The sequence below is a fragment of the Pseudomonas sp. LP_7_YM genome (genome assembly GCF_004364435.1).
Lineage (GTDB): Bacteria > Pseudomonadota > Gammaproteobacteria > Pseudomonadales > Pseudomonadaceae > Aquipseudomonas.
Genome location: NZ_SOCT01000003.1, coordinates 564,787 through 578,015 on the forward strand (window position 1 = coordinate 564,787; position 13,229 = coordinate 578,015).

The following is a 13,229-nucleotide window of genomic DNA, read 5'->3' on the forward strand; positions in this document are numbered from 1 at the left end:
TTATAAAGTCGTGGAAGAGCCCGATGCGGCTGCGTAGTTCTGGTAGCTCTTCATCTGTTTCGCTATGTGAGAAATCTTGCTGGCATAACCCGGGTCCGTCGCGTAACCGGCCTTCTGCAGCTCTTTCACAAACTGTTCCGGGTTATCGGCCGATTTCAGCGTGGCTTGATAGCGACTATTGTTTTGCAAGAAGCTCACCAGGTCGTGGAAGCTGCTGGCGTATGAATCGTAGGAGCGGAAATCCGCCGTTTCCTTGACCATCTGGCCATCGCGGAACTCGCTGGTAATGGCGCGGGCTTCCGGCCCCTGCCAGCCACCCTGGGCCTTGATGCCGAACAGGTTGTGGCTGCTGCTGCCATCGGATTGACGCATGATCGACTTGCCCCAACCGGTTTCCAGCGCGGCCTGGGCCACCAGCACGGTCGGGTCGACACCGATGCGCGCGGCAGCATCCTTGGCCAACGGCAGCATGGTAGCGACGAACTCGTCGTTACTGGCGAACGCCGATTTGCCAGGCGCCAACGGAGTCTGAACCCGGCTACGTACGTAAGCGTCGGCCTGCGCGGTGTATTCCGGGCCAATGGTCCAGTCGCCATTGCTGCCGGCCTTTTTCGCGGCGGCGACGGCGCTGGAAACGGCGATGCGATTCTTCAGCGTGGTCGCACTGGCCGCCGCGTCCTGGGGGGCAGCGGTGTTCGGGACGATGCCCGCCAGGATCCGGTCGCTGAGTTTGCTTGGCAGCGACAGACGACGCGAATTGAGCGCCGCGACATCGTTATGCACCGTGCCGTCGGCGGAGGTCGCCGCAGCCGCCACCGAGCGGGTGGCCCACAACGGTCGCTGGGCAATCCGCGTGGCCAGAGCGGGCTGAGCCTGGGTGGCGTCGGTTTTGGTGGCAGCAGTGGTGTCTGCAGTGGCTGGCGCTACGGTGCCGGCCTTGGTCTTCGACAATTGGCGCATCAGCACCTCCTGCAGACCAATGCCCCCGCCCTCGCGCGACATGCTCACCGACAACTGCTGATCGTACATGTCCTGGTACTGCCGCGTGGCCGCAGTGTTCATCGGGTTGTCCTTGGCCAGTACTTCGTTGGCCGAACGCATGGCCTTGAGCATCTGGCTGACGAACAGCGACTCGAACTCCTGCGCCACCTTTTTCAGGTTTGCATCGCTGTCGCGGTCGCCGCCGTTCTTCATGGCGGCCAGGCGATTGAGGTCGGTGTACGCCCCGGAATCGGCTGTGCTCGTGCCGCCGCTAGGAATATTCATCAGCCCTTCCCTTAAATCACGATCAGGTCGGCTTGCAATGCGCCAGCCTGTTTCAGTGCTTCGAGAATCGCCATCAAGTCACCTGGCGCCGCGCCCACCTGGTTGACCGCACGCACGATTTCGTCAAGCGTGGTGCCAGGACCGAACTTGAACATCGGGTGCATTTCCTGCGCTGCGTTGATCTTCGAGCGCGGCACCACGGCGGTCTGGCCGTTGGAGAACGCGCCCGGCTGACTAACCACAGGGTCTTCGGTGATGGTCACCGTCAGGCTGCCGTGAGTAACGGCGGCTGGCGAAACCTTGACGTTCTGTCCAATGACGATAGTGCCAGTGCGCGAGTTAATAATGACCTTAGCCGAAGTCTGGCCCGGATCAATCTCCAGGTTTTCTAGCACCGACAGATAGTCGACGCGCTGGTTGGGGTCCAACGGCGCAGTCACGCGCACGGAGCCGCCATCCACCGCTTGAGCCACGCCAGGGCCGAGCATGTCGTTGATCTTGTCGACGACGCGCTTGGCCGTGGTGAAGTCATTGCGATTGAGGTTCAGGGTCAGCGAGTTGCCCTGGTTGAAACCGCTCGGCACCGCGCGCTCGACCGACGCACCGCCAGGGATACGGCCCGAGGACGGAACGTTGACGGTGATCTTGGAACCATCGCGGCCTTCGGCGTCGAAACCGCCAACCACCAGGTTGCCCTGAGCGACCGCGTAGACGTTGCCGTCGATACCCTTCATGGGCGTCATCAACAGAGCACCGCCGCGCAGGCTTTTCGAGTTACCGATGGACGACACCGTGATGTCGATCTGCTGACCCGGTTTGGCGAAGGCCGGCAGGTCGGCATACACCGCCACCGCTGCGACGTTCTTCAGCTGCACGGTGCCCGAACCCGCCGGCACCTTGATGCCGAACTGCGAGAGCATGTTGTTGAAGGTCTGCAAGGTGAACGGCGTCTGGGTGGTCTGGTCACCCGTGCCGTTAAGACCCACCACCAGACCGTAACCGATCAACTGGTTGGTACGCACGCCGGAGATGCTGGCGATGTCCTTCAGGCGCTCGGCATGCGCACCCAGCGCCGTGGTGAACAACAACGCTGCCGCTATCAGTTGCTTGAACGTGATCATGGCTATCCCGCTATCAGAAAGGGAACAACGGGCTGAGGAAGAATCGGTCGAACCAGCCAGGCTGACTGGAATCGGCAAATGCACCTGTACCGGAATAAGTGATCCGTGCATCGGCCACGCGAGTGGACGAAACGGTGTTGTCGGTGGCGATGTCATCGGCACGGATGAGCCCTGCGATACGCACCAGTTCGTCACCGGTGTTGAGGGTCATCCACTTCTCGCCGCGCACCGACAGAATGCCGTTGGGCATCACATCCGCCACGGTCACGGTGATCGAACCGGTCAGGCTGTTGCTCTGCGCCGCCTTGCCGTCGCCGGTGGTCGCGCGGTCACCGGTGTAACCGGCATCCAGACTCAGATTGCCGCCGCCCACCGGGTTGCTGGTGCTGACACCGGCACCGAACAACGACGTCAGGCCCATGGTGGTCTTGCTGGTCTTGCTGATGCCGGAACTGGCGGCCTTGCTGGCGGCCATTTTCTCGGACAGGGTGATGGTGATGATGTCACCGACCCGATAGGCCTTGCGGTCGCCATAGAGGTTCTGCTCGAAACCGGCCTGATAGATCGAGCCGTTATTCGCAGCGGAAGGCAGCGGCGTTCGCGGCAACACCGGCGCGTAGTAAGGGTCATTGGGTTTGGCCGAAGGCGCAACGCAACCGGTCAACAGCGCGATACCGCACAGCGGTGCTGCCAACAGGGAAAGCCGCAATACAGAAAGCCGTTTCATGACACTTAAAACCTCGCGGTGTAGCAGGCGTTTCAGGCGCCCCATCGGATTGATCAGGTGTTTATTGCAGGACATCAGGCGTTTCAGGTCCCGCTTACTGCTACGCGTCAAAGATTCTGAGTGACGTACTGCAGCATCGAGTCGGCGGTGGAAATAACCTTGGAGTTCATCTCGTAGGCACGTTGCGTGGTGATCATGTTCACCAGTTCTTCCACGGTGCTGACGTTGGAGTTTTCCAGGGTGTTCTGTTTGACCACACCCAACCCTGTCAACCCTGGCGTACCGACTTGCGGGGCGCCGCTGGAAGCGGTTTCCAGGTACAGGTTGCCGCCTTCCGATTGCAGCCCGGCCGGGTTGATGAAGTCGGCGGTCTGAATATTGCCGATGACCTGAGGCGTCGCCGTGTTGGTCGAGGTGGTAATCGACACCGTGCCGTCTTCGCCGACGGTGAAGGTCTGCGAGTCCTGTGGAACGACGATCGCAGGCTCCAGCGCATAACCGTTGGCGGTGACGATCTGACCATTGCTGTCCAGATGGAAAGTACCGTCGCGGGTGTAGGCCACGGTGCCGTCAGGCTGACGAATCTGGAAGAAACCCCGACCGTTGACCGCCATGTCCAGCGGCTGGTTGGTGGTTTGCAGGCTGCCGGCCGTAAAGTTTTTCTGCGTGCCGACGATGCGCACGCCCGTGCCCAGCTGCAGACCCGAAGGCAGCTCGCTGTCCTGGGTGGACTGGGCGCCTGGCTGACGCTTGATCTGGTACAGCAGGTCCTGGAATTCGGCGCGATCACTTTTGAAACCGGTGGTCGACACGTTGGCCAGGTTGTTCGAAATGGTCGTCAGGTTGGTGTCCTGAGCGGCCAGGCCGGTTTTAGCTACGTAGAGTGCCGGAAGCATTCTTAATCTCCTCGAGCGCCTGATTGTCGGCGCAAGCTGTCAGTCATTAGCCCATTTGCAAGACGCGAGCCATCGACTCGTCATCCTGCTCGGCGGTCTTCATCATTTTGATGTGCAGTTCGAATTGCCGGGACAAGGCCAGCACCGAGGTCATTTCGTCGACGGCGTTGACGTTGCTCGACTGCAGAAATCCGGATTCCACCTGCACATCGGCATCGGCCTGCGCCGGTTTGCCGTCTTTGGTGTGCATCAGACCGTCGGGGCCTTTTTCCATGTTCTTCAGGTCCGGCTTGACCAACTTGATACGGTCGATCTGGGCCATCACCTTCGGGCTCTCACCGAGCGAACGGAGGCTGATGGTGCCGTCGGCGCCGATTTCGATCTGCTGCTGAGGCGGCACGGCAATCGGCCCGCTGTTGCCCATGACCGGCAAACCATTGCCATCACGCAGCACGCCCAACGCGTCAATATTCATGCTGGAGGTGCGGGTGTAAGCTTCACCGCCGTCGGGGGTCTGCACGGCCATCCAGCCGTTGCCTTTGACGGCAACGTCCAGATCACGACCGGTATCGATCATCGAACCCTGGCTGAAGTCGGTGCCGGGACGCTCGCTCATCGCATAGGCACGCGACGGGTTGACCTCGCCAAACACCGGCATCGAGCGGGCCTGTTCGAGGTCACGCTGAAATCCGTTGGTCGAGACGTTCGCCAGGTTGTTGGCATGGGCCTTTTGCGCGATGGCGTTTTCCGACGCCCCGCTCATGGCCACGTAAAGCAACTTGTCCACAGTCTTCCTCCTCTGCCAGACGCTTGCCGCCTGTAGCTGTACTGAAGAGGTCATAGCAATAATCGAACCAGTTTTTCAGACAGGATACAAAGTGCTGATTTGCCAATGGTTATTGGCCTGCAACCATGAACCCGATCGGCCTTCGAAGCCGCCGCGACAGTGGACCGCCACTTTTTGTATAAAACGCTGCCTTTGCCGCCAAAAAAATTTCGCCACCGGAGCGATAATTGCAGCAATTTTCCTACCCGGCCTTTTGCCCACAGGAATCTGACATGCTTTTGCGCTTCACCCTCGCCCTGGCGTTTGCTGGCTGCTCGACCCTCTCGCTCGCAGCCCCCGCGCCTTATTACCTGTGGCAGGGCAAACACCGGACCATTTGCGCCCAGACCAGTCCCGGCAAGGGCTGGGCCCGGATCAGCGGGGAGTTCCTGAAATCGGACTGCTCGCTTGCATCGGCAAAGGCGCGGCCCTGACGACAAGACCCAGATCGCCCTGATCAGCGTCCGCGGCCGGCAAAAAGACATAAAAAAGCCCCTCACAAGAGGGGCTTCATGGACAGCAATCCAACACTATCAGGTCATCTGAATGGTGGTCTGCATGATGGTGCTTTCAGTCGAAATGGTCTTGGCGTTCGCCTGATAGTTACTTTGCGCCTTGATCAGGTTGACCAGTTCGCTGGTCAGATCGACGTTGGACTCTTCCAGTGCCTGCCCGGTCAACGACCCGAGAGTGCCTGACTCAGGAGCACCGGTAACCGGTACACCCGATGCGTAGGTTTCACGCCAGTTGGTGCCACCTGCCGGCGCCAGGCCCTGGACGTTGGCAAAGTTGGTCAGCGACACCTGACCAATCACTTTGGACTCGCCGTTGGTGTAGGTGGCGAACATTTTACCGGAGGCATCAACGTTCATCGCGGTGATCTGGCCGGTCGCGTAGCCGTCCTGCGTTTTGGTGATGGCACCCGACGCCGAGTTGGTCTGGGTGGTTGCCAGCATGTTAAGCGAGATGCCACTGCTGTTGGCCGCAGCGCCGTTGCTACCCCAGGTGGTGGTGGTGCCAACGGTCGTCGATGCTGCAGGTACCCAGTTATTGATGGTGAAGGTGCCATCGGTACCCAGGGAGATGTTCGGCGAATCGGTCATGTCAGGTGCACCAGTGCCGCTGGTGATCAGCGCGCCCGCAGAGTTGAAGGTCAACTTGGTAGCGTCTGCGGTGGTCGAGGTCGGTGTGGAAATGCTGCGGCCGTCGATCAAGCTGTACATGGTCCAGCTGTTGGTGTCGGTCTTGGCGAAATATTGGCTAAGGGTGTGCTCGTTACCTTGGCTATCGTAGATCGACGTGCTGTAGGTGTCGTTGTAGCTGGAGGCATCGCTCGGATCGAACGTCGTCACCGTCGGTACGGTCGAGGAAGAGTTGAGATTCGACGCGATGGTGATCAGGCTGGTGGACTTAGGTGCGAGATTGGAGGAGTCCACGCGCAGGTTGCTCGATACACCAGTGGCGATATTGCCCTCGGCATCGATGCTGTAACCCTGCAGGTTGTTGCCGGACTCGTCGATGACATAACCGTTAGTGTCGGTATGGAATGCCCCGGCGCGGGTGTAGAGCTTCTCGCCGTTGTTGCTGAGCATGAAGAAGCCATTACCGTTGATCGCCAGGTCCAGGCTACGACCGGTGCCGGTGTTCAACGTGCCCTGGGTGAACTGCTGCGAAACTGCCGCAGTGGTTACGCCACTGCCGGTAGCCGTGGTGCCGGATGTACCGCGAATGGACTGCGCGTACTGGTCGGCAAACTCTGCACGAGAAGATTTGAAGCCAGTGGTCGCCACGTTGGCAATGTTGTTGCCGGTAACGTCCAGACTTTTGTTTGCTGCATAAAGCCCGCTAAGGCCAACGTTGAAAGACATGGTTCACTCCTGCGCCGTTTAGCCGGCTTCAAATTCCGATTTTCTGTACTTTGGACAATGCAATGCTGTTGCCGCTGGCCAGATTGAGCGTCATGTCCGCCCCACTGGTCCCCATGGTCACGCTGTTGACAGTGGCCGGCAGGTAAGTGGTCAGCGCCGTGCTGGTGCCATCAAGACTGCCGTTGGCGACAAAACTGTAGTTACCCGACGCCAGCGTTTCGCCGCTTTCATCCTTGCCATCCCAGGTGAAGCTGGCGGTACCGGCCGACTGACTGCCCAGATCGAGGGTGCGCACCACAGAGCCTGCCGAGTCGTAAACCTTGACCGTGGTTGCGGTACTGGAGGACGGCAATACCACCGAGCCGGTCATCCCGGCCGTGGTGTCCACGGAGGTCGCACCTGCGTCGACAACCACCGAGCGCCCTACCAATGAAGACGCCTGCAACGCCTGAGACGATTGATACTGAGTACTGATCGAATCGACCGTGGTACTCAGGTTCTGCATGGTTTCCAGGCTGCTGAACTGCGCCAGCTGCGCCACGAACTCGCTGTTATCCTGCGGATCGAGCGGGTTCTGGTTCTGCATCTGGGTGACCAGCAGCTTAAGGAACGAATCCTTGCCCAGCGAGCTGGTTCCGGTACTCGCAGTGCTTGCAGTGCTTGAGGTACTGCTCGTACTTGCCGTGGTCCCGGTCGATTGCAGCGACTTGAGGAATGCCGTCGAGGCATCGTTGCTGGTGTTAGTAACCGTCATGACTTTCGCCCCTTATCACTGACCCAGGGTCAGTACCTTCTGCATCATGGTTTTCGCGGTGTTCATGACTTCCGCGTTGGTCTGGAACGAACGACTGGCCGAGATCATGTCAGCCATCTCGTTGACGACATTCACATTCGGGTAATAGACGTAGCCATTCTTGTCGGCAGACGGGTGATTTGGCTCGTAACGTGCTTCCAGGTTGGACGAGTCCTCGACGATGCCGGAAACCTGTACACCGGTGCCGGCCTGGCCCTGATCTTCGAACAATGACGTGCTGCCCCCCGATTCCTGCCCCTCGAACACGGTGGCGAACACCGGGTGCCGGGCGCGGTAAGTCTTGTCCAGACTCGAAGACACGGTTTCGGCGTTGGCGATGTTACTGGCCACGGTGTTCAGGCGAGTGTTCTGCGCACTCATGCCGCTGCCGGCAATATTGAAAACACTGGATAGCGACATGAATTATTCTCCGCGCAGGGCTGCTACCAGCCCTTTGAACTTACTGTTGAGCAGCGTGAAGCTGGCCTGGAAGCCAATGGCGTTTTCGGCGTAGTTGGCATTCTCGACCTGGGAGTCGACGGTGTTCTGGTCCAGCGACGGTTGCGACGGCGTGCGGTACAACAGACTCGCGTCGCCGTCGCTCATGCCTTCAGCTTCGATGTGCCGGCTGTTGGTCATGTCCAGAGCGAAACTGCCGTTTTTGGCTTTGTCGCTTTCGGCGGCCAACACCTTGGAAAAGTCCAGGTCACGCGCCTTGTAGTTGGGCGTGTCGGCGTTGGTGATGTTGTTGGCCAGCACTTCTGCACGTTGGGCGCGGAAGTTCAGCGCTTTCTCGTGAATACCCAGTGCGTTTTCGAAGCTGATGCTCATGTCGGGAACCTTTACCGGTTAACCAGATGTTCGTGACTGAGAGATAGCAAGTGGCGTGCCAGTTCCTGGAATGCCCGTATTTGTGGGGCTTCGAAGGGATCTGGCGGTGGGGATGCCAGAAAAGCGGCAAGTGATTTCCGCTGGCAGGAAGGAAAGCGGCAAGGGGGGTGCCGTTTTTTTGCCGCTGTCGATAGCTTCGCCTGATGGCGGAAGCATTCCGTCTTCGGCGGGTTAATTTTTCGGCTCTTGGAAAAAGTGATCCGCTGTAAGGGCGGAACCGTAATCAGTGCACCGTCAAAAACGGATATATACAAAAAACACCGCAAAAAGAAAAACCCGCCGAAGCGGGTTTTCGTCAATCAATCACCAGACTCACTTGGCCTTATAGATGATCCCGGGACTGCACTGCACCATCTGATAATGGTCAGGCAACCCGTTCAAAGCCTCCGACGCCCCGAGAAACAGATACCCCCCAGGCTTCAGTGTCGAATGAATGCGCAACAGAATGTCCTTCTTCACCTCGGCCGAGAAGTAAATCAGCACGTTGCGACAAAACACGATATCGAACTTGCCCAATGCCGCGTAACTGTCCAGCAGGTTAAAGGAGCGAAATTCCACCCGGCTCTTGATCGGCGTCTTAACCGTCCAGCGGCCTGGCGTCTTCTGATCGAAAAAACGCTGCAGCCGGTCCGGCGACAGGCCACGACCGATGGCCAGGCTGTCGTACTCCCCGGTCTTGCAGTTGTTCAACATACTGCCCGACAAATCCGTGGCCACAATCTGCGCACCGGACTTCAGCAGTCCCGGGTTGCTGCGCTCGAACTCGTCGATGGACATCGACAGCGAGTACGGTTCCTGCCCCGACGAACAGGCCGCCGACCAAATTCGCGGGCGCAGGCCCGGACTGGCTTTGATCTGCTCAGGCAGCACCTTGGTCTTGAGCACCTCGAACGGATAGGTGTCACGAAACCACAAGGTCTCGTTGGTGGTCATGGCGTCCACCACCTGCTCACGCAAACCGCTGCGTGGCTGGGTCTGGATGCGCTGGATCAACTCACTCAACGACTTGATCCCCTGCTGCTCCATCAGCTTGTTAAGGCGGCTGGACACCAGGTATTGCTTGTTTTCACCCAGCAAAATGCCACAGGCCTTTTCCAGGAAGACCCGGAACTGTTCAAAATCCAAATTACCTGTAGACATGCCGCCCCTCAAATCATGTGAACAGCAAGAAGGGAAATCCCTCCTCAGCTGATATCTGCCGCCTTGATACGATCTACCACTCTAGCTGCCAAATCGTCCGGCCGAAACTTGGCCAGGAAATCATCAGCGCCCACTTTCTTGACCATCGCCTGATTAAAGACCCCGGACAGGGAAGTATGCAGGACGATGTGCAGCTTCTGCATGCGCGGATCGCTGCGGATCTCGGCAGTCAAGGTGTAGCCGTCCATCTCCGGCATTTCAATGTCGGAGATCATCATCAGGAACTCTTCTTCCGGTTTTTTGCCCTCGTCCACCAGCTTGCGCAGGAATTCGAGCGCCTGACGACCGTCATTCAGCGCCGTCACTTCAACGCCTACGGTCTGCAGGCATCGAGTGACCTGTTTACGCGCTACCGACGAATCGTCGACGGTCAGGACCCGCAAGGACACAGCCTTGTGCTGCACTTCAGCACTCACGACTCCGGCGGAGATGTTTTCCGAGACCGGGGCCACTTCGGCGAGGATTTTCTCCACGTCAATGATTTCCACCAATTGGTTATCGATACGCGTCACTGCCGTGAGGTAGTGGTCGCGACCGGTGCCCTTGGGTGGCGGATGAATGTCTTCCCAGTTCATGTTCACGATACGCTCGACCGAATGCACCAGAAAGCCCTGAATCTTGGTGTTGTATTCGGTAATGATAACGAATGCATTGGCGACGCTGCCCAGCGGCGCCGAACCCGTGGCCATCGCCAGATCGAGGATCGGGATCGTCCCCCCCCGAATATTTGCCACTCCGCGCACAATCGGACTGGATTTGGGCATGTGGGTAAGTTTTGGGCACTGAAGCACCTCTTTTACCTTGAACACGTTGATCCCATACAACTGCTTGCCGTCCAGACGAAACAGCAGCAATTCAAGGCGGTTCTGCCCTACCAGTTGCGTGCGCTGGTTCACCGAATCCATTACACCAGCCATGCACCATTCCTCCCAAAACGACCAATTGCGCAATGCCAAGCGGCAAGCGGCACGGGCCTTGCTATTTGACCGTCATGAACACACAAACGACAGTATCCCGACGTCTGACCTTCGCAACCCGCAGCCTGTTCTGCGTGCTGGCTGCAGCGTGTCTGCTTTGTGCCGCAGGGATCAGCCGTGCGGACAACGTGACCTTGCCTGAACAACTTATCGGCGTCACCCAAGGCTTTCTTGAATTCACAGTAGAAGACTATTTGGCTTCCAGTCAGACAGCGGGTCGTTACGAGATCGAAGTCAAGCAACTCGACCCTCGGTTGCGCATGCCGCATTGTGACAAGGATTTGACAGCTACGCTGGAAAGCCCGGCTCAGCCCATCGGTCGAGTGACCGTCAAGCTGCGTTGCGAAGGCAGTGCTCCCTGGACGGTGTTCGTGCCCGCCCAGGTACATTTGTTCCGCAATGTCGTGACCGTCGTGCGCCCGATGAAACGCGACGCCATTGTCACCGAGGGCGATATCGCCCTGCGTGAACGCGATGTCGGGCTGCTAGGACAGGGTTTTCTCGATTCCGTGGACCAGGCCATCGGACAAAAGGTCGTCCGACCAACGGTGATCGATCAGATCCTGACGCCGGTTCACCTGGAACAGCCACAAATGGTCCGCAAGGGCGATCAGGTGGTCATCAGCGCTCGCAGCGGGTCGATGAGCGTGCGCATGCCCGGCGAAGCGCTGTCCGATGGCGGATTCAACGAACAGATACGGGTCAAGAACCTCAACTCCCAGCGTGTGATCAAGGCCAATATCGTGGCCCCCGGTCAGGTCGAGGTGCCTATGTAGGGGTATTGTCCTCTGGCGCTAAGCTTGCGCTTTTCCTACACTCGGAACCCATACGCCTTATGCGAAGTCCATTCAGGACTGTTTTCGCACGGGCCCTAAAGTTATTCCGGGTTTAGCCGAAACCAAGGCAAGCGTCCTAGAACCCAGAGGTTTTCAATCATGGTCATCGACTTCAGTCGTTTAAACAGCTCCTCTACCGTTGGGGGTACATCGCGTACCGCCAGCGCCAAGGAAACCAGCAAAACCGAAGCTGCGGCGACGGTCAGCACTTCCGACAGCGTGAGCGGTAGCGGTAGCGGCGAGACAGTACATTTGAGCAGTGAAGCGCAAAAGTTGCAGAAGATCACTGATTCGTTGCGTGATCAGCCCGCCGTCAACAGCAGCCGTGTGGCCGAGTTGAAGCAGGCTGTCGCCGACGGCAGTTACAAGGTCGACAGCAACCGAGTGGCGAGCAAACTGCTTAATTTCGAAGCCCAGCGCTAGCCCCCGGTCTGCGCAGAGGCTTCTGGACGCTTGAAACCCAGGGCATGCGATGCAAGACACTACTTTGCTTCAACTGATCACCGACGATATTGCGCCAACCCAGCATCTGCTGGAGATCCTGAAAGCCGAGTCAATCGCGCTGCACGGTCGCAACATGGTCGAAATGGAACACATCCTGGCGCAGAAACAGGCGCTGGTGATTGTGCTTGAGCAGCATGGACGCAGACGCAGCCAACTGCTGTCGAGTCTTGGCCTGCCCGCCAATCGGGCGGGACTCGAAGAAGTGGCCAGACATTCGTCAGTGGGCGACGCGTTATTGACGACGGGTGATGAGCTGAGCGCGCTGATTGCCGAATGTCAGGCCGCCAATGTACAGAACGGCAGCCTGATCCAGCTGCAGCAGCTGACCACGGCACAGCAACTCAGAATCCTCAATGGTGGCGATACTCCAACACTTTATGACAGCCGCGGCTCGACCTCCGGCAAAGCCCGACCACGTCCACTGAGCCAGGCGTAAGTTGTTGTATCAAGGCGCGCAACAGAGTGGCAAAATGCCGCACGTCGCACGCTGTCGTTTTTTGCCTGGAGATGGATAGACCGTGAATGCTTCAAGCGCGGAAGATGTTCCGCAGCCCCCGAAGGTACTGACCACGCCGTTGGAGATTGCCGCCAACATGCGTCTTTTGATGGACAGTCATGATCCGCTGATCATTACGTTCGGGGAGCGCAGTCACCGCTTTCAGAGCTACATCATTGGCGTTGACCGTGACAGCAACGAGATGTTGCTGGACGAAATGGTCCCGCGCGAGGGTGAAAAATTCCTGGCCAATGGCGAGCCCTTCCGGGTCGAAGGCTTTCACGATGGCGTGCGTATTGCCTGGGAAGTCAAGGCGCGGATGACCATCATCGAGGAGCGCCGCAGCTATCGCGGCCCCCTTCCTGAAGAAGTCGTGTATCACCAGCGCCGCAATGCCTTCCGTGCCGCATTGAAGCTGGCCTCCCTGGTCAATATCGAGATCGGTGGTGACAGGCTCAAGTCGCCCCTGCGCGGCAAGCTGCTGGACATTTCTGCTACCGGCTGCAAGCTACACTTCGAGGGCGATGTCTCCGACCGCATGCAGCTGGGTCAGGTGTACGAGCGCCTTGTCGCCCACTTCCCATTCGGCGCGATGACGACCCCCGTCGAGTTGCGCCATCTGCACTTTGAAGAAAAGATCAACACTACCTTTGCCGGTGTGCGCTTCCACAACATCAGTGGATTGGTGCAGCGTCAGGTCGAACGCTTCGTCTACCAGTTGCAGCGCGAGGCCCGTCGTTTCGACAAGGACGACGACTTCTGATCATCTGATCAACCCCCTCATTCCACAGGGTCTGCACCAGACACGCCTCCCTGTGGGAGCATGCT

The 13,229-nt window shown here is 58.6% G+C and carries 16 protein-coding genes; 5 read left to right on the forward strand and 11 right to left on the reverse strand.

Annotated elements, in window-relative coordinates:
* The 5 genes from flgJ to EC915_RS11630 all read right to left on the reverse strand — a co-directional run bounded on the left by flgJ (nucleotide 1) and on the right by EC915_RS11630 (nucleotide 4,797).
* Nucleotides 1-1,266, reverse strand: coding sequence for a flagellar assembly peptidoglycan hydrolase FlgJ (gene flgJ / locus EC915_RS11610; protein WP_133750657.1), 1,266 nt, complete (start codon nucleotides 1,264-1,266; stop codon nucleotides 1-3).
* Between the two features lie 11 nt (nucleotides 1,267-1,277).
* A complete protein-coding gene (locus EC915_RS11615) occupies nucleotides 1,278-2,387 on the reverse strand; it encodes a flagellar basal body P-ring protein FlgI (protein ID WP_133750658.1) in 1,110 nt (369 codons plus the stop codon).
* Between the two features lie 13 nt (nucleotides 2,388-2,400).
* Complete coding sequence (gene flgH / locus EC915_RS11620; protein ID WP_133750659.1) at nucleotides 2,401-3,114, reverse strand: flagellar basal body L-ring protein FlgH; 714 nt, start codon at nucleotides 3,112-3,114, stop codon at nucleotides 2,401-2,403.
* Nucleotides 3,115-3,221: 107 nt separating this feature from the next.
* On the reverse strand, nucleotides 3,222-4,010 hold the full coding sequence (flgG, locus tag EC915_RS11625; protein ID WP_133750660.1) for a flagellar basal-body rod protein FlgG: 789 nt from the start codon (nucleotides 4,008-4,010) through the stop codon (nucleotides 3,222-3,224).
* Nucleotides 4,011-4,056: 46 nt separating this feature from the next.
* A complete protein-coding gene (locus tag EC915_RS11630) occupies nucleotides 4,057-4,797 on the reverse strand; it encodes a flagellar basal body rod protein FlgF (protein WP_133750661.1) in 741 nt (246 codons plus the stop codon).
* A 272-nt stretch (nucleotides 4,798-5,069) separates the two neighbouring features.
* On the opposite strand from EC915_RS11630, the gene EC915_RS11635 reads away from it, so the two are divergent.
* A complete protein-coding gene (locus EC915_RS11635) occupies nucleotides 5,070-5,270 on the forward strand; it encodes a hypothetical protein (protein ID WP_133750662.1) in 201 nt (66 codons plus the stop codon).
* Nucleotides 5,271-5,369: 99 nt separating this feature from the next.
* On the opposite strand, the gene flgE is transcribed toward EC915_RS11635, so the two are convergent.
* From flgE to EC915_RS11665, 6 genes are all read right to left on the reverse strand, one after another.
* Complete coding sequence (flgE, locus tag EC915_RS11640; protein WP_133750663.1) at nucleotides 5,370-6,704, reverse strand: flagellar hook protein FlgE; 1,335 nt, start codon at nucleotides 6,702-6,704, stop codon at nucleotides 5,370-5,372.
* Between the two features lie 28 nt (nucleotides 6,705-6,732).
* A complete protein-coding gene (gene flgD, locus EC915_RS11645; protein ID WP_133750664.1) occupies nucleotides 6,733-7,458 on the reverse strand; it encodes a flagellar hook assembly protein FlgD in 726 nt (241 codons plus the stop codon).
* Nucleotides 7,459-7,473: 15 nt separating this feature from the next.
* Nucleotides 7,474-7,917 carry a flagellar basal body rod protein FlgC gene (flgC, locus tag EC915_RS11650; RefSeq protein ID WP_133750665.1) on the reverse strand — a complete coding sequence of 148 codons (444 nt, stop codon included), beginning with the start codon at nucleotides 7,915-7,917 and terminating at the stop codon, nucleotides 7,474-7,476.
* A 3-nt stretch (nucleotides 7,918-7,920) separates the two neighbouring features.
* Nucleotides 7,921-8,328: a flagellar basal body rod protein FlgB gene (gene flgB / locus EC915_RS11655; RefSeq protein ID WP_133750666.1), complete on the reverse strand. Its 408-nt coding sequence runs from the start codon at nucleotides 8,326-8,328 to the stop codon at nucleotides 7,921-7,923.
* A 372-nt stretch (nucleotides 8,329-8,700) separates the two neighbouring features.
* Nucleotides 8,701-9,528, reverse strand: a complete 828-nt coding sequence (gene cheR, locus EC915_RS11660) for a protein-glutamate O-methyltransferase CheR (RefSeq protein WP_133750667.1) — start codon at nucleotides 9,526-9,528, stop codon at nucleotides 8,701-8,703.
* A gap of 44 nt (nucleotides 9,529-9,572) precedes the next feature.
* Complete coding sequence (locus EC915_RS11665) at nucleotides 9,573-10,505, reverse strand: chemotaxis protein CheV (protein WP_133750668.1); 933 nt, start codon at nucleotides 10,503-10,505, stop codon at nucleotides 9,573-9,575.
* 74 nt (nucleotides 10,506-10,579) lie between these two features.
* On the opposite strand from EC915_RS11665, the gene flgA reads away from it, so the two are divergent.
* From flgA to EC915_RS11685, 4 genes are all read left to right on the forward strand, one after another.
* Complete coding sequence (gene flgA / locus EC915_RS11670; protein ID WP_133750669.1) at nucleotides 10,580-11,341, forward strand: flagellar basal body P-ring formation chaperone FlgA; 762 nt, start codon at nucleotides 10,580-10,582, stop codon at nucleotides 11,339-11,341.
* A gap of 159 nt (nucleotides 11,342-11,500) precedes the next feature.
* Nucleotides 11,501-11,824, forward strand: coding sequence for a flagellar biosynthesis anti-sigma factor FlgM (flgM, locus tag EC915_RS11675; RefSeq protein ID WP_133750670.1), 324 nt, complete (start codon nucleotides 11,501-11,503; stop codon nucleotides 11,822-11,824).
* A 49-nt stretch (nucleotides 11,825-11,873) separates the two neighbouring features.
* The gene (locus EC915_RS11680) at nucleotides 11,874-12,341 is read left to right on the forward strand and encodes a flagella synthesis protein FlgN (protein WP_133750671.1); all 468 of its coding nucleotides are present in this window, start codon (nucleotides 11,874-11,876) and stop codon (nucleotides 12,339-12,341) included.
* 82 nt (nucleotides 12,342-12,423) lie between these two features.
* On the forward strand, nucleotides 12,424-13,164 hold the full coding sequence (locus EC915_RS11685) for a flagellar brake protein (RefSeq protein ID WP_133750672.1): 741 nt from the start codon (nucleotides 12,424-12,426) through the stop codon (nucleotides 13,162-13,164).
* Nucleotides 13,165-13,229 lie beyond the last annotated feature (65 nt).

Bases quoted from the DNA above. Each gene is read 5' to 3' on its own strand.
- flgG (WP_133750660.1), bottom strand. From the start codon at position 4,010: ATGCTTCCGGCACTCTACGTAGCTAAAACCGGCCTGGCCGCTCAGGAC.
- flgB (WP_133750666.1), bottom strand. From the start codon at position 8,328: ATGAGCATCAGCTTCGAAAACGCACTGGGTATTCACGAGAAAGCGCTG.
- EC915_RS11680 (WP_133750671.1), top strand. From the start codon at position 11,874: ATGCAAGACACTACTTTGCTTCAACTGATCACCGACGATATTGCGCCA.
- flgM (WP_133750670.1), top strand. From the start codon at position 11,501: ATGGTCATCGACTTCAGTCGTTTAAACAGCTCCTCTACCGTTGGGGGT.
- flgA (WP_133750669.1), top strand. From the start codon at position 10,580: ATGAACACACAAACGACAGTATCCCGACGTCTGACCTTCGCAACCCGC.
- EC915_RS11635 (WP_133750662.1), top strand. From the start codon at position 5,070: ATGCTTTTGCGCTTCACCCTCGCCCTGGCGTTTGCTGGCTGCTCGACC.
- flgJ (WP_133750657.1), bottom strand. From the start codon at position 1,266: ATGAATATTCCTAGCGGCGGCACGAGCACAGCCGATTCCGGGGCGTAC.
- flgE (WP_133750663.1), bottom strand. From the start codon at position 6,704: ATGTCTTTCAACGTTGGCCTTAGCGGGCTTTATGCAGCAAACAAAAGT.
- flgD (WP_133750664.1), bottom strand. From the start codon at position 7,458: ATGACGGTTACTAACACCAGCAACGATGCCTCGACGGCATTCCTCAAG.
- EC915_RS11615 (WP_133750658.1), bottom strand. From the start codon at position 2,387: ATGATCACGTTCAAGCAACTGATAGCGGCAGCGTTGTTGTTCACCACG.
- cheR (WP_133750667.1), bottom strand. From the start codon at position 9,528: ATGTCTACAGGTAATTTGGATTTTGAACAGTTCCGGGTCTTCCTGGAA.
- flgC (WP_133750665.1), bottom strand. From the start codon at position 7,917: ATGTCGCTATCCAGTGTTTTCAATATTGCCGGCAGCGGCATGAGTGCG.
- EC915_RS11665 (WP_133750668.1), bottom strand. From the start codon at position 10,505: ATGGCTGGTGTAATGGATTCGGTGAACCAGCGCACGCAACTGGTAGGG.
- flgH (WP_133750659.1), bottom strand. From the start codon at position 3,114: ATGAAACGGCTTTCTGTATTGCGGCTTTCCCTGTTGGCAGCACCGCTG.